The organism is Priestia sp. D3YE.R1 (genome assembly GCF_049199565.1).
Taxonomy (GTDB): Bacteria; Bacillota; Bacilli; order Bacillales; family Bacillaceae_H; genus Priestia; species Priestia aryabhattai.
In genome coordinates, this window is record NZ_JBLTHW010000001.1 from 1,771,973 (window position 1) to 1,789,244 (window position 17,272).

Below are 17,272 nucleotides of genomic sequence, written 5' to 3' on the forward strand. Positions count from 1 at the left end.
CATTTCAATCTATTCATCCGTAGATTTTAATGGACGTTTATTTTATTTTTGTTTATAAATAAGTAATAAAGTCTCTTATTTAGGGAACGTACTAACAGTGGCTATTTTTACATAATCTTAAGAGAGTACGTTTTACTCGTAGAAAAGAGCACATTGAAAATGGAGAGAATGTGTACAAGCTTATATAATAGCAACTTAATAAAAAGAAGTTGGAGAGAAGGTGAATCGATGATTACAAATGGTATTTATCGTTTTTTTCTTGTTTGGTACGTATGCGGAGTCGTTTTGCTTTCCTTTGATTTGCTGCCTTCATGGTTAGAATGGGCAAATGCTGTTTTTTTACACTTGAGCAGTCTTCTTGCTCTTATTTATCTAGCTAAGGCCTATGGAGTAAGGCGGGCACTGGTCGTTGCGGTATTTGTGACAGGCGCATCTATTTATGTCGAAAGTCTAGGTGTTAAATATGGATTTTTATTTGGATCCTACGATTATGAAAAAGATTTTGGCGCCAAAATCTTGGGCGTTCCTCTGACCATTGGATCGGCTTGGTTTATGGTCGTAATCACAAGCAGAATATTAGCTCTCGGAATTATGAAGCGTATGGAGCTGCCGTTTATTGTCCATGGAATTGCCTATGCGGTCATTAGTTCGCTATTTGCTGTTATTATGGATTTGGCTATTGATCCCGTTGCCTATGTTGTTAAGCAATATTGGGTGTGGGAAGGGGACAGCTTTTATTATAATATTCCTTTATCCAATTTCTCCGGCTGGTTTTTACTGTCTTTCTTCATTCAGCTGGTCGTATATTTCTTTTTAGCTAAGGTTCCTAAAGAAGAAGAGCAGGTATGGGAAAGAAGAATGGTGTTTTTGTATAGTGCAGTCGTCATGATGTTTGTAATTATAGCGTTAGTAAATGGCCTGTGGCTTGTGGTATGTCTGACGATGCTTCCTTTTCTTATTCTTTATATTGTGTATAAAAAGGAGACTCGCTTATGATTTATCCGAAGAAAAACTCAATATTTGAGCGCTTTTTTCAACTGTTTGTCACATATCAGCTCAAAAAACAGTTTTATCGTATTCATTTACATATAGAAGAGCTCCCAAAAGATAAAAAAATGTTATTAATTGCTAATCATTCCAGCTGGTGGGACGGTTTAGTGACATTTTATTTAAATAACGCGGTATTAAAAACAGATCTATACGCTATGATGTCTGAACAAGGAATGAAGGATTTTTCTTTTTTTCAACGAATCGGGGCTTTTTCAGTAAATGCAGCGTCTCCGAAGCATATAGTGGAATCGTTAAGGTTTGCCAGCAAGCTGTTAGAAGAGAAAAAAACAGTGCTTATTTTTCCTCAAGGTAAAGAAGAGCATCTTGAGAAAAGGCCGTTAGCTTTTTCTGAAGGGCCTGCTTTTCTTCTAAAAAAGCAACCCGACGTTGAAGTTATTCCCATTACATATTATTATACGTTTTGCCATGATCAGCGACCGGAGCTTTTTATCTGGGTAGGGCAAGCTGTTTTTTACGACTCAGCCAATGTAAGAGAAGATATAACCAAAACGCTAGCCGGTACAGTCACTGCTCAGCTCGACCATCAAAAACAAAAAATCATTCAAAAAAACGACGAGGAATTTACGACTTTATTAAAAGGCCGAAAGACGCTTAGCGAGTGGTTAACGTGGTGGAAAGCGAAGGTGAAAGAATGATTTACTATATGCTTTTATTTATTTTTATGCTGCTTCTAACCATTGTAAATATTCAAGCAATGCCTAAATTAAAAAGATACGAGCCGGATTCTAAAACCCCTCAGCCTCTCATTTCTATTTTGATTCCAATGCGAAACGAAGAACGAAATGTAAAGCGAATCATTTCTTCTATTAAAGGATTAACGTATAGCAATCTAGAATGTGTCATACTAGACGATCAGTCCACAGATGAAACACGAACAGAGCTGTTGAAAGAAATTCACGGCGATCCGAGGTTTACCATCATAGAAGGAAAAGCGCTGAGAGAGGGTTGGGTCGGAAAAGTTCATGCCTGTCACCAGCTGTCGCAAGCTGCAAATGGAGACTATTTATTATTTGTAGATGCCGATGTACAGCTCAAAGAACGCACGCTAGAACATACTTTAGCCACAGCACAAGCGACAAAAGCCGCTCTTTTAACAGGTTTCCCACGTTTTCCCGTAAAAACGTGGTTAGAAGCATTGGTTGTTCCTCTGCAGCATGTTGTTGTTTTTAGTTATTTACCGGTTGTCGTAGCGAACCGTAACAAGATGAGCAAAGCTTCAGCAGCTCACGGTGCTTTTATGTTTATAAAAAAAGAAGCTTATGAGATCGCAGGAGGACATGAAGCTGTTAAATCTTCACTAGTAGAAGATGTGCATCTAGCCCAGCTTTTTAAGCAAAAGAAACAGCGCGTTATTTTGGCCAATATTACGTCTCACGTTAGCTGTTATATGTATGAAACAACTGAAGAAGTATGGAATGGGTTTGCTAAAAATATCTTTGTGGGTCTAGGCCGATCCGCTAAAGCAGTTTGGGTACTGAGCGTTTTTTTTACCTGTTACTATGTGCTGCCGCTTCCTTTTTTTATAGCCGGAATATTCACAGGCAACATGCTTTGGATTCTTCCTTTTTGCATTATGCTTTTTCAGCGGTTTTTAATTGACCGGTCAGCTCAGCAAAAAGGGCTTTTGTTTCTTACTATGCCGGCGTCGGCAATTGTGCTGATGCTGCTGATGAACCATTCTATGAAGCGTGAACGAAAAAAGCAGGGATATGAATGGAAAGGAAGGCATTATCAATGAAAAAAGTACTAATTGTCGGGGCAGGATTAGGCGGATTAGCTGCAGGAGTTCTTCTTCAAACAAAAGGGTTCGATGTCACAATCGTGGAAAAAAACGAGCACGTAGGCGGAAAAATGATGCCTGTGCAGCTAGGAGAATATTCTTTTGATTTCGGGCCTAATACCATTACAATGCCAGAAGTTTTTCAGTGGTTATTTGAGCAAGCGGGCGAACGTGCAGAAGACTATATGCCTCTTGTCAAACTAACGCATCATACAAATAATTTTTTTACCGATGGCTCACAATTTTCCATGTCTATCGATGAACGAAAAATGATTCAGCAGCTTGAACGTCTCGATCCCTTTGCTGCGGAGCAATACCCGGCCTATTTAAAAGAAGTAAAAAGAATATACGACATTGCAAAAAGTCAATTTTTCTACCGGACATTTTCATCGTGGAAAGATTATACAAACCCTTCTCTATTAAAAGCATTGCTGCAAGTAAGGCCGTTTGAAACAGTAGATACGTTTCATCAGCGTTTTTTTCGAAACGAAAACATTCGAAATGCATTTAATCGATATGCAACCTATATCGGATCTTCACCTTATACATCGCCCGCTACGTTTTCACTGATTGGACACTTAGAAATGAATGATGGGGTGTACTATGTAAAAGGAGGAAATACTAGAATTGCAAAAGGGCTGGGGCATGTGTTCCAAAAAGCCGGAGGAAAGCTGTATACAAACTGCAGCGTTACTGAAATAGTAGTAAAAAATAAGCGAGCTGTCGGAGTGGAAGTAAATGGAGAAGAAAAGATAGACGCGGATATCGTTATTGTAAACGGGGACTTGCTAAAAGCCTATCCGGCACTCGTAAAAGAGCAGGATAGACCTCATTTTAAAAACAAAAAAGCAGCTGAATTTGAGCCTTCCATATCAGCCTATGTAATTATGGCAGCAGTTAAGAAGCGCTTTTCTCAGCTGATTCATCATCAAGTGTACTTTTCTCAGAATTACAAGCAGGAATTCTATGAGCTATTTCAGCAAAAAACGCTTCCAACTGACCCTACAATTTACGTTTGTAATTCTTCATATACCGATAACAAGGTAGCTCCGGGTGACAATTTATTTATTTTAGTAAATGCCCCTGCTGTAAAAGAAGAGAATCAAGAAGAAATGAAAGCTTACAGAGAAGTTGTCTATCGCAAGCTTTCTCAGTTTGGTTTAGATATTGAGCCCTCGCTTGTACATGAACGAATTGTTACTCCATATCAAATTGAACAAACGTTTGGGGCATTTAAAGGCGCTTTGTATGGAGTAAGTTCAAACCGGAAAATGGATAGTTTTCTTCGCCCAAGCAACGTCTCAAAAGATGTTAAAAACTTATATTTTGTAGGAGGAACGACTCATCCAGGCGGAGGGTCTCCTATGGTCACAATTAGCGGCATCAATGTAGCTACGCTTATTTCCTCTTCCTAATTGATAAATCAGGATTGTCAAAAAGTTTAGTTTTTTGGTACTATAAGAAAGGACAGAGGCTGTTAACCACCTGTTCTTGCGGATGGAAAAACATGTTACATAACGAAGTTGAAAAGGTGATTACATAACTATATGATTGTATTTACGTGTCTTATTATTATCATAAGCATTATTCGTCCGTACTTGGAGAGCGTGACTGTTAAGCGAATTGCTTCAGAAGGCAAAAAAATTCGCTACTACAAAGAACAGTTCTTTTTTTATGTGCTAATTTTACTATTTTATATTGCGGTGATGGTATACCATGCGGTTCCAGTTTCTATGTTAGGGTTGCAGGGAGTATATCTAGATACGATTCACCGGACGGCTCCGTATCCAGCGTGGATTGAATATTTGCTGCTTTTAATCTTTGCAGGCTTTATTATTCTTTCCATTATGCTTCAATGGATGAAAGATCATGGAGAAACGGTTTTTGTGGAACAGGAGATGCCCACGTCAATTGAGGCAACCGTTCCTAAAACAGAAAGAGAGCAAAAGTGGTGGCTTGCATACAGCGGTATTTCCAGCTTCGTAGAAAGCACCGTCTATTTTCCTAGCTTTTATTTATATAGTCACTATGTATTAGCCATTCAAAATACATGGGTGTTGGCTATTTTAATTGGTATTGGTTATTTCCTATCACAGCTAGCTTTTCAGCGTGACCGTTTGAGTGTCCAGACGCTGTTAGTTGGTATCGGGCTAGGCGCTTTATTTATCATGACAAAGTCAGTTGTAATCATGGTCTTGTACTATGGTTTTAGTTTCTTAATCTATGATATTTATCAACAAGATCGCAATTTAGTAAAAAGCACAGAGGATCATTAAGAAACAACACGGCATAACGCTGTGTTGTTTCTTTTTTTTATAATTTATAAAAAAACCTTGAAAAGCGCTTTCAATAGTTTTATAATTTAGATAAATCGATTTACTAAACCGGTTTAGTAAGTGGTTAGCTAGTATAATAAGAAAGGTAGGTCGATTTATGAATCATATCATTATTCCTTTAAATGCATTTGAAACGACAAGCTCTCAGCACACCATGATTGGGAGAATATATGAACAGCAAGTACATGGAGTGGAAATTCGAAGAGAGTTAATGAAAAAAGTAGATCAAGAGATTGAGCTTATTGCCGAAGAATTAAAAAGATATCCGCTTTTTACAGTATATTCGGCTCCAATCGAACTGTGGAAAGAAAAGGGAGAGTTAAACAAACAAGAATTAAAATCTATTCTTGAAGAAGCCGTATCACTTGGCGCTCAGTGGGTAAAAGTTTCTCTTGGTTTTTATCAGCCACAATCACCTATAGGAGAATTGCAGGAGCTATTGCAGGCATTTCCAGCTTTACATCTATTTGTGGAAAACGATCAAACTAGTTATGGAGGCAACATAGCATCTCTGCACGCATTTTTTGATAACGCTTACGAAATTCCTGTTTCCATGACGTTTGATATTGGTAACTGGCTTTATGTACAGGAACGACCTGAGGAAGCAATCAAAAAGCTAAGGTCATTTGTAGGCTATATTCATATTAAACACGTAATAAAAAATAGCGGAAAGCTAGTAACAACCTCTATATCAAACGGTTCAAATGAAATGTGGAAAGATATTTTGAAAGGGTTTTCTCATTCGATTTTTAAAGCTTTAGAGTTTCCAATCGATGAACCGGAACAAATCCCCCGCTTCATTTCATTGGTGCAAGCAGCAGAACAGGAGGAAGTGCAATGAATTCATTAGACGTTATTACCTTCGGAGAAGCAATGGCGATGTTCATGGCAGAACAACCAGGACCGCTGTATGAGATTAAGCATTATACAAAAGAGCTAGCCGGAGCAGAAACAAATGTAGCAATTGGTCTCGCTCGTCTCGGTCTGCGCGCAGGGTGGGTGAGCAAAGTCGGCAACGATCCTTTCGGTACGTTTATTATGAAACGGCTACAAGAGGAGTCGGTCAACACCGATTGTGTACTAGTAGATAGCGAATATTCAACAGGCTTTCAAATTAAATCAAAAGTGGAAGTGGGAGATCCGGAAGTTTGTTACTTCCGAAAAAATTCAGCAGCCAGTCACTTGCACCCAAGCGATTTTAATCGAAACTATTTTTTATCGGCAAAACATATGCATATGACAGGAATACCGCTTGCTGTGTCAGCAAGCATGCGTGAATTTTCTCTACACGCGCTTACCTCGATGAAAGCAGCTGGCAGAACGGTTTCCTTTGACCCGAACCTGCGACCGACTCTTTGGACATCGAAGGAAGAAATGATTTTTACAATCAACGAAGCTGCTAAACAAGCAAACTACGTTCTGCCAGGCATTGAAGAAGGGAAAATTTTAACCGGATACAAAAATCCAGAAGATATCGCTTCTTACTATTTAGATGCAGGCGTAGAGCTTGTCGTTATTAAACTAGGTGAACAAGGAGCCTTCTTTAAGACAGCAAGAGAGCAAGGAATGGTTGAAGGAATAAAAGTGAATCAAATAGTGGATACAGTCGGTGCAGGAGACGGCTTTGCAGTAGGGCTGTTAAGCGGACTTCTTCAAAATGATTCTCTTACTCAATCTGTCATGAGAGCAAATGCTATTGGATCATTAGCTGTACAAAGCCCTGGAGATAATGACGGATATCCAACTGAACAGCAGTTGCAAAAATATATGGAATCCCAAAAACAAGGAGTGAAGTGATAATGAAACAGCAGCTAGCAAAAAAAAGATGGCTTCGGTTAATTCCTATCGTATTTATTACGTATAGCCTTGCATATTTAGACCGTGCAAACTATGGGTTTGGAGCAGCGGCAGGGCTGGCAGAAGATCTTCATATTACGCCAGGTATTTCGTCTTTATTAGGATCGCTCTTTTTCTTAGGTTATTTCTTTTTCCAAATTCCAGGCGCTCACTATGCTGAAAATAAAAGTGCCAAAAAGCTGATTTTTTGGTCTCTGATTTTATGGGGAGCACTCGCTACAGCTACGGGTATGGTAAGCCACGTCGGGTTTTTGTTTGTTATTCGATTTGCTTTAGGGGTAGTTGAAAGTGCCGTTATGCCTGCTATGCTAGTGTTTTTAAGCCACTGGTTTACAAAAGCAGAACGTTCTAGAGCCAACACGTTTTTAATTTTAGGAAACCCGGCAACCGTTCTTTGGATGTCGATTGTTTCTGGATATTTGCTAGAATCGTTTGGCTGGAGATGGATGTTTATTTTAGAAGGTTTTCCAGCTGTTATTTGGGCGTTTTTATGGTGGAAACTGGTAAACGACGAACCAAAAGACGCAGGCTGGCTGTCGAAAAAAGAAAAAGCAGATTTACACGATGCGCTGCAAAAAGAACAAGAAGGAATCAAACCTGTTAAAGGCTATAAAGAAGCTTTCAAAAATCGCACCGTTATTTTATTGAGCATTCAATATGCTTTATGGAGTATTGGCGTCTACGGATTTGTTATGTGGCTGCCGTCTATTATTAAAGCAGCGCCTAACATGAGTATAGTAAAGACCGGCTGGTTAGCATCCGTTCCTTACGTATTAGCAGTCGTACTAATGTTAACGGTTTCATATTTATCAGATAAGTTTTTAAAACGAAGCGTGTTTGTATGGCCGTTCTTATTAGTAGGAGCGCTTGCTTTTTACGGATCTTATTTAGTTGGCACAAGCAACTTCTGGCTTTCTTTTACCTTACTTGTTATCGCCGGGGGAACGATGTATGCTCCGTACGGACCGTTCTTTGCGATTATTCCTGAAATTTTACCGCGTAATGTTGCTGGAGGAGCGATGGCTTTAATCAATAGCATGGGCGCACTTGGTTCATTTGCCGGTTCTTATATTGTAGGATTTTTAAATGGATCAACAGGAGGATTTGGCGCTTCATATATCTTTATGGCTGGATCATTATTCCTTGCGGCAGTTTTAACCATTGTCGCAACGAAAAAGCCAAGAGAAGTTCAAAGTGTAAAGCCAGTTGAAACAACGGCTTAATGTAACGATAGAAAAGGAGAATTAAGATGCATATTGAGAAAATTACAAGTAGCGGTATTGTAGCGGTCATTCGAGGAGCAAGCGCTGAGCGAATTATTCCGCTTGCCTACGCGTTAAAAGAAGGCGGAGTAACAAACCTAGAAATCACAATGGAAAACCCTGCTGCTGTAGAGGTTATTAAAGAATTGAAAAATGAATTTGCCGACTCGATGTTTATTGGAGCAGGAACTGTTCTAGACGAAGAAACAGCGCGAATTGCCATTATGGCAGGAGCATCATTTATTTTTTCTCCTACGGTGAACGAGCGAACAATTAAAACGGCTAAAAGATACGGAGTCATTAGCGTTCCGGGTGCTTTTACACCTACTGAAATACTAACAGCGTATGAATGCGGCGCGGATATAATTAAAGTCTTCCCGGCAAGCGTGGTAGGTCCCGCTTATTTTAAAAATATAGCAGGACCGCTTCCTCACATTCCATTAATGCCAACGGGCGGCGTTACGGCTGAAAATGCGGGCGCTTATATTAAAGCTGGAGCAGCTGCTATTGGGGCAGGAAGCACATTAGTGGATGGAAAGCAGCTTCCAACTCCTGAATACTTACTTCAAGTAACAAGGGAAGCGAAACGTTTTACTCATGAAATTCAAGAAGCTAGGCTTGCGTACGCTTAATAAATAAAGCCTTCTGCTATCAAGAAGGCTTTTCCTTTTTCGTTTTTTTCGTTTACACTAGGAGTAGCATAATTTTAGGGATTGAATGAAAAGGACGGATTATGATGCAAAAAGTTACTATGCTTGATGTCGCAAAAGCAGCAAATGTCTCCAAAAGCACCGTATCACAATACATTAACAAGCGGTATGAATATATGGGCGAAGAAACACGAAAGAAAATTAAAGAAGCGATTGATACACTGGGCTATCAGCCCAACTATCTAGCACGGAGCTTAAAACAAAAGCGAACGTCGATGATCGGGATTATTGTCGCAAATATTATGCACAGATTTTCTACTGAAGTCATTCGTGCCATTGAAGACTATTGCCATTCGCAAGATATACATGCCATCATTTGCAACGCAGATGATGACCCTGATAAAGAAAAGAAATATATTAATATGTTAAAAGCAAAGCAAGTAGATGGCCTTATTTTATTTCCAACGGGTGCCAATACTTCTCTTTATGAGCAGATGATCAAAGAAGAATATCCGGTTGTTATTATGGATCGTAAAATTCATGATGTAAAAGGAAAAATTCCATCCGTAGTGGCGAACAACCAAGAAGCCACAAAACAGGCTATTTTGCATCTGCTCGAGCTTGGACACAAGCATATAGCGATTATTACAGAACCATTAACTATTACACCCCGGATTGAACGTGTAGAAGGGTACAAAGAAGCGTTAACATCAGCCAATATGCCTGTAAATGAATTCATGATTATTAACTGCAAAAAAGCGGACATGCAAAAAGCGCTGGAGAAGCTATTTGCAGCCGATAATCCGCCGACAGCGCTGCTGGCTGGAAACGATTTAGTGTTCATTGAAGTGCAGAAATTTATTAAACAACACGGATTTAATATCCCAAATGATTTATCTTTAATTGTTTATGATAATATTCCTTACGCAGATGTAGCAACGCCTGCCGTTACCACGATTTCGCAGCCTGCTTTTGACATGGGAACAAAAGCAGCAGATTTACTTATTAAACAAATTTTGAAAGAAAAGATAGCTTATGAAGAGTACCAGTATGAGTGTGAATTAATTATTCGAGAAACAACTTTGTCGCATTAAGCTAGAAAGAGCGCCTATGGCGCGCTCTTTTTAGCTCATCAAAATATTAGTTTTTTTTGCGCTGTTACTAAACCGGTTTAGTAGAAAGTGAGGAGAAGAAATATGAAGATACAATTAGCATTAGATCGCGTCACAATTGAAGAAGCTATTATACTTGCCAAGCTGACAGAACCCTATGTTGATTGGATTGAAGTAGGTACATCTCTTATAAAAGAGTATGGAATTGAAAGCATTTATAAAATCAAACAGGCATTTCCGCACAAGATGATTGTAGCAGATATCAAAACGATTGATAACGCAGAGTATGAGTTTACCATGTGCTATCAAGCAGGAGCAGATATAGCAACAGTAATGGGCGTATCACCTTTACCCACGATAGAGACGTGTGCAAATGTAAGCGAAAAATGGAATAAAAAAATGATGATTGATTTATTAAACACGTCAAGCAGCTCGCAAAAGCAAGTAAGTATTTATAGAAACGCTATTTTCTGCCATCATATCAGCAAAGATGAGCAAGAAAAAGAAGGAAAATCGCTGAGTCAAATAAATTTGCGGCAGTATTTTCATTCAGATGCGCAAATAGCAGTAGCAGGAGGAATTAATCCAGCCTCAGCAGCGTCATTACTTCAAATGAAGGCGGACGTTGCGATTATTGGATCAGCGATTACAAAAAGTGCAGATGTGGCAAAGGCATCTGCTGAATTTCAAGACTTATTTATGAGCAGGGGGAACGTATAATGACAAAAACACAAACGATTTTACATGAAATTACGACCGTAATGAATCACATAAAAGAGCCGCAAATAGAAGAAGTAGCGTTTTCACTTTACCAAGCGAAACGAATTTTTGTTATAGGCGAAGGTCGCTCTGGGTTAATGGGCAAATCATTTGCGATGAGACTGATGCATTTAGGTGCGACAGTATACGTTGTAGGAGAGACCATTACTCCTTCGATTGCAGCGGGTGACGTATTGGTGGCTGTATCTGGTTCAGGAAAAACACAGCAAGTGGTGAGCGTAGCTAAAAAAGCCAAAGAAGTAGGATGTTCAGTTATCGGCATTTCAGCTAGTACAGAATCACCATTAACTGCTCATACTGATGAGCTGCTGCACATTCCCGCTGCAACCAAATACCGAAGCGAAAATGAAGCAGCTTCTATTCAGCCGCTTGGTTCATTGTTTGATCAATGTGCTCACGTTGTGTTTGATACAATTTGCTTGGAATACGGGAATTTGAATCACACGGATCATGAACAGGCGTTTAAGCAGCACAGCAATTTAGAGTAAGTTAAGTGGAAAGAGGCTAGAACAAAAGTAGGTTATTTAAAAGAAAATCCGAACGATGAATCGAGATTCTTGATAAAGAATCACATTCGTTCGGATTTTTTCATTGGTATTGGTGAGCGTAGGTTTCATGTGTGTAGTTGCTTCTAGCTGTTGATTGAATCGATGTAGTTATGTCCCACTCTCTTTTGATACAGGTAAGTCTAAGTCTGAACGTTGACTTCACTTCAAAGTAAATAACAGCATTTTTATGCTGAAATTGCTATAATATACAAGCCGGTACATATACTAAGGCGACTGAAAATAAAGGAGTTTTGATTAATGACAAAAATAAAATTAATTTCACATAACGATTTAGACGGGGTAAGTCCAGCACTATTAGGGCGGTTAGCGTTTGGCGACGACAACTTTGATTACAGCACGGTAAGCATTGGCCGCATCAATGACACAGTGACGCATTTTATTGAAGAAGAAAACGATGGAGACACAGCTTTATACATAACAGATATTAGCGTAAATGAGGAAGTAGCGGAAAAATTAAATGAACTGGTAAAAAAAGGCCAGCAAATCACTCTTATTGACCATCATATCTCTGCTCTTCCACTAGCTGAGAAATACGATTGGGTTCATGTTATTGCAGAAGACGAAAACGGTAAAAAGACGGCAGCTACATCTCTTTTCTACGACTACTTAGTGCGCAACAATATGCTCCAAAAAACGGCGTTGCTTGATGAGTACGTAGAACTTGTGCGCTTATTTGATACGTGGGACTGGTTCCATGAAAATAACTTGAAAGCAAAGCGCCTTAATCACCTATATTATCTAATCCCGCATGAAGAATTTAAAGAAACCATTCTAGAAACGCTTCGTGAATCGTACCATACTGAAAATCAAGAATTTACGTTTACGGACAAACACGAAATTTTACTAGAAGCAGAAGAAAAAAAGATTGAAAAATACATTTATGATAAACAAAAACAAATCATAAAAGAAAGGGTTGAAATTGATAACACAGCGTACAACGCAGGGATTGTATTCGCAGATACATATCAGTCTGAGCTAGGAAATGCACTGTGTCTAGAAAACGAAGATATCCACTTTTCCGTTATGGTGGACATGGGACGCCAAAAGCTTGGGTTCCGTGCAGTAAAAGACGAAATCAACTTAGCAGAAATTGTTGGGCACCTTGGAGGAGGAGGTCACCCAAAAGCTTCTGGATGCAAGTTAACGGCTGAAACGTTTGCTCTTTTCGTCACGGATCACTTGTTTAAAGACGAAGAAAAAAGTGAATAAAGCGTATAAGGAGGAGATGATATGTCGTTTAAAGATTTAGTTGTTGTTGTTACCGGAGCTGCGAATGGAATAGGAAAAGATGTATCCCGCGCATACGCGAAACAAGGAGCAAAAGTGGTATTGGCAGATGTGGACGAAATCGAAGGCGAGCGTCATGCAGAGGCTCTTCAAAGACAAGGCGGAGAAGCCATTTTTGTAAAAACAGACGTCCGAAAAGAAAGCGACATTTTACATCTCGTTGAAAAAACGGTCAGTACGTACGGAACGATACATATTTTAATTAATAATGCAGGCGTTTCCCGCTGGAAATCACCGTATGATCTAACCATTGATGAATGGGATGACATTATCAATACGAACCTGCGCAGCGTGTTTCTATGTTCTCGCGAAGCAGCTAAGGTGATGAGAAAAAACGAAAGCGGAGGCTCCATTGTAAACTTAGCTTCTACGAGAGCTACAATGTCTGAACCTCACACCGAAGCCTATGCGGCTACAAAAGGCGGCATCGTTGCTTTAACTCATGCACTTGCCATTTCGCTTGGTGATGACAACATCACAGTAAATGCTATTTCTCCAGGATGGATTGAGACATCTGACTACGATGGCCTTCGTGAAATCGATCATACGCAGCATCCTTCTAATCGAGTTGGAACGCCGGCGGATATCTCAAGAGCGTGTATGTACTTAACAAACGCTGAAAATGATTTTGTGACAGGAGCTAACCTCGTAGTAGACGGGGGAATGACGCGAAAGATGATTTATGAACATTAAGTATCTATAAAAAAGGCTGAGATAAAAATATTTTAGACGAAGTGAAAAAATGAACCCTTGATCAAAATTTTTGATTAGCGGTTCGTTTTTTTATTACAGTGAACGTAGGTTTCACCTGTTTCGTTCCTTCTAGCAGTTGATTGAAGGGCACGACGAAGACTCCTGCGGAAAAAGCGGAACAGATGAGACCCCGCAGGAACGCAAGTGACGAGGAGGCTCAGCGGCCGCCCGCGGAAAGCGAAGTCGTGCACGGAAATCAACTGCGGTATCAAAAGCGGTTCAGCTCATATATCCCATTTGTTCATTTTAGATTAGATTCATTTCGTTATGTCTCAACCTCTTTTGATGATCAACAAAAAAATAATAATTTTCTGTTGACAGATAATAATAATCATTGTAAAGTAAGTTACATAAAGTAATTAAATTTCAATTAATATTTTTTTAGTTTAATATCTCGAATTAGAGATATAAGAATTCATTATATCTTGTTTATCTCCTTTTATCAGAGGGAAGGGTATAAACATGCAATTTAAGCTTAAAAAAACAAAAAATTAGGAGTGTGGAAAATGGGTTTTTTAGATAAATTATTTGATAAATCAAGTGATCAACAACAGGTTGGAAAAGATTTTTATGAAGCAATTAAAAACCGACGTTCTATTTATGCAATCGATAAAAATGTAAAAGTATCAGAAGAAAAGATTGAAGAAGTTATTAACTTTGCGGTGAAACATACCCCTTCATCATTTAATTCTCAAAGCGCACGCGTAGTTGTTTTGTTTGGCGAACAGCATGATAAAGTATGGGATATTACGAGAGAAACGCTTCGTAAAATTGTCCCAGCTGAAAATTTTGCAGATACGGATCAAAAAATGAACTTATTCGGAAGCGGCTATGGAACAGTTCTTTTCTTTGAAGATCAAGAAGTAATTGAAGGGTTGCAAAAGCAGTTCGCATCTTACAGCGAAAATTTCCCCGTTTGGTCTAACCAATCATCAGGTATGCTGCAGCATGTGATTTGGACAGCGCTTGAGCTCGAAGGCTTAGGAGCAACATTACAGCATTACAATCCATTGATTGATGATGAAGTAAAAGCAGCTTGGCATATTCCAAGCTCATGGAAATTAATTGCCCAAATGCCATTTGGTAATCCCGTGGCACCTGCGGGTGAAAAAGAATTTCAACCGCTAAGTGAACGTGTAAAAGTATTTAAATAACAAAAAAAAGAGGCTCGTACAAAAGTATTTTAGCTGAAGAAAAATCCGAACGGTGAATCGTTCGGATTTTTTTATTGGTGTGGTGAACGTAGGTTTTCCATATGTAGGTGCTTCTAGCGGTTGATTTTGTTATGTCTCAGCCCCTTTTTCGCGGAAAATAGTTTGAATATTCTTTTATGTTTAACCTAAGAAAAATGCGGTTAAATAAGGGGAGTAGTCCTCAAATCTTCTGTGGAATTTATGCGTTATACATAAACAATTCAATGATGTTTTGCAAAAAAATAAAGTTTTTAACTTGGTTTTTCAAAGAATATTTGTTAACATATCCACTTGTGAGGTCTTAGTAAGAGGAGGATGATGTAAAGAATCCCATATCGGACGCAAGGGCGTAGATGTGTGGAGTGGAAATTTTAAAGGAGGATATTATGTCTGATCAAGGAAATCAAGGAAAGTTTAAAAAATCAATATCGTTACTTGACCTAACGTTAATCGGGATGGGGGCTATTTTTGGTTCCGCCTGGTTATTTGCGGTTAGTAACGTAGCGTCAAAGGCTGGTCCAGCCGGAAGTTTTTCGTGGCTGATTGGCGGAGTCATTATTTTACTTATCGGTTTAGTGTATGCTGAACTTGGAGCGGCGCTGCCGCGTACCGGTGGAATTATCCGTTATCCGGTTTACTCACACGGTCATTTAGTGGGTTACTTAATTTCATTCATTACCATTATTGCTTACACTAGTTTGATTGCCATCGAGGTAACGGCTGTACGTCAGTATGTTGCTTTTTGGCTTCCTGGTCTAACTAAACATGGTTCTGAATCGCCTACTACAGTCGGCTGGTTATTTCAGTTCGCGTTATTAACGCTATTTTTTATCATTAACTACGTAAGTGTAAAAGCATTTGCTAAGTCAAATGTCATTATATCTGTGTTCAAATATGCGGTTCCTCTTACAATTATCGTCGTGTTAGCTTATCACTTTAAATCAGCTAATTTTACAACTGGCGATTTTACTCCGTTTGGTTTTAATGGTATTCAAGCAGCCATTTCAACAGGTGGCGTTATGTTTGCTTACCTAGGACTTCACCCTATTGTTTCTGTAGCCAGTGAAGTTAAAAACCCGCAGCGTAATATTCCAATCGCGCTCATTATCTGTATTGTACTTTCAGCGATTATTTACACAGCACTGCAAGTATTGTTCATTGGTAACATCCCGGCTGATATGCTATCAGGAGGGTGGGGAACAATTCAAGAGCAATTCTCTTTACCATTTAAGGATATTGCACTTATTTTAGGCCTTGGCTGGTTAGTAACGCTTGTTATTTTTGATGCTATTTTATCACCAGGCGGTAACGGGAACATCTTCATGAATACAACTTCTCGTTTAGTTTATGCTTGGTCTCGTAACGGAACACTATTTAAACGTTTCTCAAAAGTAGATAAGAAAACAGGAATTCCACGTGCGTCACTATGGCTATCATTTGGAATGTCCGTATTCTGGACACTGCCATTTCCTTCTTGGGAAGCGCTAGTAAACGTATGTTCAGTGGCACTTATTCTGTCTTATGCAATTGCACCAGTTTCAGCTGCAGCATTCAGAGTAAATGCAAAAGATCTTAAGAAGCCTTTTAAATTAAAAGGTATGAGCATTATTGCTCCTGTTTCATTTATCTTCTGTTCATACATCGTATATTGGTCAGGATGGACGACCATTTCTTGGCTTTTAGGATCACAGCTTCTAATGGTTGTTATCTACGTAGCATTTAAGAAATACGTACCAACTGACGTTGTAAAATTTGCACAGCAGCTTAAATCTGCTTGGTGGCTAGTTGCTTATTATATTATTATGCTTGTTATCTCTTACCTAGGTTCATTTGGTGGAGGACAAGGTGTGCTAAGCAACCCGCTTGACTTAATTTTAATTGCTCTTGTTTCACTCGGTATTTTCTACTGGGCGAAATACACAGGTTTACCAAAAGCAGTTATCGATACAGATGATTAATAAAAAAACACGGCATGAATTCATGCCGTGTTTTTCGTTTGTATAGGGGGTGTACTCTATTTACTTATCAAACAGCCACGTTTTTAATATAGCAGCATACTCACGAAAGTAGGCTTGAAGTTTAATTGAATTTGGTGTCTTTGCACCTAAAGGATAAACGTCAAAACCTTGACGTTTAGCAATAATAGAGGCGCGAAATAAATGAAAATCACTGCTAACAAGGACGACTTTTTTGTGTTGAATATCAACTTTCTTTTTAGTAAAAGTGAAATTCTCAAAAGTAGAAGTTGACTGATCCTCTTTTATAATACGATTCTTTTTAATTCCTTCTTTTCGTAGAAAACGATAGGCTGCTTCTGCTTCAGAAATTTCTTCATCGGATCCTTTTCCACCCGTTACGATAACTTTTGTTTGTTTATGAGTCTTTAAATAAGATAAAGCCGTTTTTGCTCGTTCTTTTAAACTAGGAGACATTTGATCTCCGTCTACTTTCGAACCTAAAATGAGCACATAATCTGCTTTTTGCGGAACAGGCTGATGAGCGGTTTGATACATACAAAAAGACATGATTACAGCATAAAGAACAAGCAAACTAATAAAGATATAAATGATTTTTTTCTTCAACTACGAGCACCTTCCTAGCTATTTCATAAGATGTTTGGAA

Annotated in this window: 17 protein-coding genes; 16 read left to right on the top strand and 1 reads right to left on the bottom strand. The window is 38.9% G+C overall.

The features are described from left to right. The first annotated feature begins 228 nt into the window (after positions 1-228). From ACOZIR_RS09590 to ACOZIR_RS09665, 16 genes are all read left to right on the top strand, one after another. A complete protein-coding gene (locus ACOZIR_RS09590; RefSeq protein ID WP_421535557.1) occupies positions 229-996 on the top strand; it encodes a carotenoid biosynthesis protein in 768 nt (255 codons plus the stop codon). Further along, positions 993-1,706 carry a lysophospholipid acyltransferase family protein gene (locus tag ACOZIR_RS09595; RefSeq protein WP_045292661.1) on the top strand — a complete coding sequence of 238 codons (714 nt, stop codon included), beginning with the start codon at positions 993-995 and terminating at the stop codon, positions 1,704-1,706. The genes ACOZIR_RS09590 and ACOZIR_RS09595 overlap by 4 nt, the downstream gene beginning before the upstream one ends. Next, positions 1,703-2,809, top strand: a complete 1,107-nt coding sequence (locus ACOZIR_RS09600) for a glycosyltransferase (RefSeq protein ID WP_411304603.1) — start codon at positions 1,703-1,705, stop codon at positions 2,807-2,809. The genes ACOZIR_RS09595 and ACOZIR_RS09600 overlap by 4 nt, the downstream gene beginning before the upstream one ends. Next, positions 2,806-4,266 carry a phytoene desaturase family protein gene (locus tag ACOZIR_RS09605; RefSeq protein WP_045292657.1) on the top strand — a complete coding sequence of 487 codons (1,461 nt, stop codon included), beginning with the start codon at positions 2,806-2,808 and terminating at the stop codon, positions 4,264-4,266. The genes ACOZIR_RS09600 and ACOZIR_RS09605 overlap by 4 nt, the downstream gene beginning before the upstream one ends. A gap of 132 nt (positions 4,267-4,398) precedes the next feature. Then, complete coding sequence (locus ACOZIR_RS09610) at positions 4,399-5,127, top strand: hypothetical protein (RefSeq protein ID WP_045292655.1); 729 nt, start codon at positions 4,399-4,401, stop codon at positions 5,125-5,127. Positions 5,128-5,284: 157 nt separating this feature from the next. Further along, positions 5,285-6,028: a sugar phosphate isomerase/epimerase family protein gene (locus ACOZIR_RS09615; RefSeq protein WP_045292653.1), complete on the top strand. Its 744-nt coding sequence runs from the start codon at positions 5,285-5,287 to the stop codon at positions 6,026-6,028. Beyond that, positions 6,025-6,984, top strand: coding sequence for a sugar kinase (locus ACOZIR_RS09620; protein ID WP_045292651.1), 960 nt, complete (start codon positions 6,025-6,027; stop codon positions 6,982-6,984). The genes ACOZIR_RS09615 and ACOZIR_RS09620 overlap by 4 nt, the downstream gene beginning before the upstream one ends. A 2-nt stretch (positions 6,985-6,986) precedes the next feature. Continuing rightward, positions 6,987-8,267 (top strand): MFS transporter, encoded by a 1,281-nt coding sequence (locus ACOZIR_RS09625; RefSeq protein ID WP_045292650.1) that lies wholly within the window; start codon positions 6,987-6,989, stop codon positions 8,265-8,267. Positions 8,268-8,293: 26 nt separating this feature from the next. Then, positions 8,294-8,938 carry a bifunctional 4-hydroxy-2-oxoglutarate aldolase/2-dehydro-3-deoxy-phosphogluconate aldolase gene (locus tag ACOZIR_RS09630; protein WP_045292648.1) on the top strand — a complete coding sequence of 215 codons (645 nt, stop codon included), beginning with the start codon at positions 8,294-8,296 and terminating at the stop codon, positions 8,936-8,938. Positions 8,939-9,039: 101 nt separating this feature from the next. Next, positions 9,040-10,050, top strand: coding sequence for a LacI family DNA-binding transcriptional regulator (locus tag ACOZIR_RS09635; RefSeq protein WP_034266759.1), 1,011 nt, complete (start codon positions 9,040-9,042; stop codon positions 10,048-10,050). A gap of 102 nt (positions 10,051-10,152) precedes the next feature. Then, positions 10,153-10,788, top strand: a complete 636-nt coding sequence (gene hxlA, locus ACOZIR_RS09640; protein WP_045292645.1) for a 3-hexulose-6-phosphate synthase — start codon at positions 10,153-10,155, stop codon at positions 10,786-10,788. Continuing rightward, positions 10,788-11,336: a 6-phospho-3-hexuloisomerase gene (hxlB, locus tag ACOZIR_RS09645; RefSeq protein WP_045292643.1), complete on the top strand. Its 549-nt coding sequence runs from the start codon at positions 10,788-10,790 to the stop codon at positions 11,334-11,336. The genes hxlA and hxlB overlap by 1 nt, the downstream gene beginning before the upstream one ends. A 318-nt stretch (positions 11,337-11,654) precedes the next feature. Next, a complete protein-coding gene (locus tag ACOZIR_RS09650) occupies positions 11,655-12,626 on the top strand; it encodes a DHH family phosphoesterase (RefSeq protein WP_045292641.1) in 972 nt (323 codons plus the stop codon). A 21-nt stretch (positions 12,627-12,647) separates the two neighbouring features. Next, entirely contained in the window at positions 12,648-13,397 is a 750-nt protein-coding gene (locus ACOZIR_RS09655; protein WP_045292639.1) for an SDR family oxidoreductase, read from the top strand. A 566-nt stretch (positions 13,398-13,963) separates the two neighbouring features. Further along, positions 13,964-14,611, top strand: coding sequence for a nitroreductase family protein (locus ACOZIR_RS09660; protein ID WP_411304596.1), 648 nt, complete (start codon positions 13,964-13,966; stop codon positions 14,609-14,611). Between the two features lie 425 nt (positions 14,612-15,036). Beyond that, positions 15,037-16,608 carry an APC family permease gene (locus ACOZIR_RS09665; RefSeq protein WP_421535558.1) on the top strand — a complete coding sequence of 524 codons (1,572 nt, stop codon included), beginning with the start codon at positions 15,037-15,039 and terminating at the stop codon, positions 16,606-16,608. 60 nt (positions 16,609-16,668) lie between these two features. Here ACOZIR_RS09665 and ACOZIR_RS09670 read toward each other — a convergent pair whose 3' ends face one another. After that, the gene (locus ACOZIR_RS09670) at positions 16,669-17,232 is read right to left on the bottom strand and encodes a YdcF family protein (protein WP_045292635.1); all 564 of its coding nucleotides are present in this window, start codon (positions 17,230-17,232) and stop codon (positions 16,669-16,671) included. Positions 17,233-17,272 lie beyond the last annotated feature (40 nt).

Coding starts and splice junctions, on each gene's coding strand:
- ACOZIR_RS09625 (WP_045292650.1), top strand. CDS start 6,987: ATGAAACAGCAGCTAGCAAAAAAAAGATGGCTTCGGTTAATTCCTATC.
- ACOZIR_RS09620 (WP_045292651.1), top strand. CDS start 6,025: ATGAATTCATTAGACGTTATTACCTTCGGAGAAGCAATGGCGATGTTC.
- ACOZIR_RS09665 (WP_421535558.1), top strand. CDS start 15,037: ATGTCTGATCAAGGAAATCAAGGAAAGTTTAAAAAATCAATATCGTTA.
- hxlB (WP_045292643.1), top strand. CDS start 10,788: ATGACAAAAACACAAACGATTTTACATGAAATTACGACCGTAATGAAT.
- hxlA (WP_045292645.1), top strand. CDS start 10,153: ATGAAGATACAATTAGCATTAGATCGCGTCACAATTGAAGAAGCTATT.
- ACOZIR_RS09660 (WP_411304596.1), top strand. CDS start 13,964: ATGGGTTTTTTAGATAAATTATTTGATAAATCAAGTGATCAACAACAG.
- ACOZIR_RS09615 (WP_045292653.1), top strand. CDS start 5,285: ATGAATCATATCATTATTCCTTTAAATGCATTTGAAACGACAAGCTCT.
- ACOZIR_RS09590 (WP_421535557.1), top strand. CDS start 229: ATGATTACAAATGGTATTTATCGTTTTTTTCTTGTTTGGTACGTATGC.
- ACOZIR_RS09630 (WP_045292648.1), top strand. CDS start 8,294: ATGCATATTGAGAAAATTACAAGTAGCGGTATTGTAGCGGTCATTCGA.
- ACOZIR_RS09610 (WP_045292655.1), top strand. CDS start 4,399: ATGATTGTATTTACGTGTCTTATTATTATCATAAGCATTATTCGTCCG.
- ACOZIR_RS09595 (WP_045292661.1), top strand. CDS start 993: ATGATTTATCCGAAGAAAAACTCAATATTTGAGCGCTTTTTTCAACTG.
- ACOZIR_RS09650 (WP_045292641.1), top strand. CDS start 11,655: ATGACAAAAATAAAATTAATTTCACATAACGATTTAGACGGGGTAAGT.
- ACOZIR_RS09605 (WP_045292657.1), top strand. CDS start 2,806: ATGAAAAAAGTACTAATTGTCGGGGCAGGATTAGGCGGATTAGCTGCA.
- ACOZIR_RS09655 (WP_045292639.1), top strand. CDS start 12,648: ATGTCGTTTAAAGATTTAGTTGTTGTTGTTACCGGAGCTGCGAATGGA.
- ACOZIR_RS09635 (WP_034266759.1), top strand. CDS start 9,040: ATGATGCAAAAAGTTACTATGCTTGATGTCGCAAAAGCAGCAAATGTC.
- ACOZIR_RS09600 (WP_411304603.1), top strand. CDS start 1,703: ATGATTTACTATATGCTTTTATTTATTTTTATGCTGCTTCTAACCATT.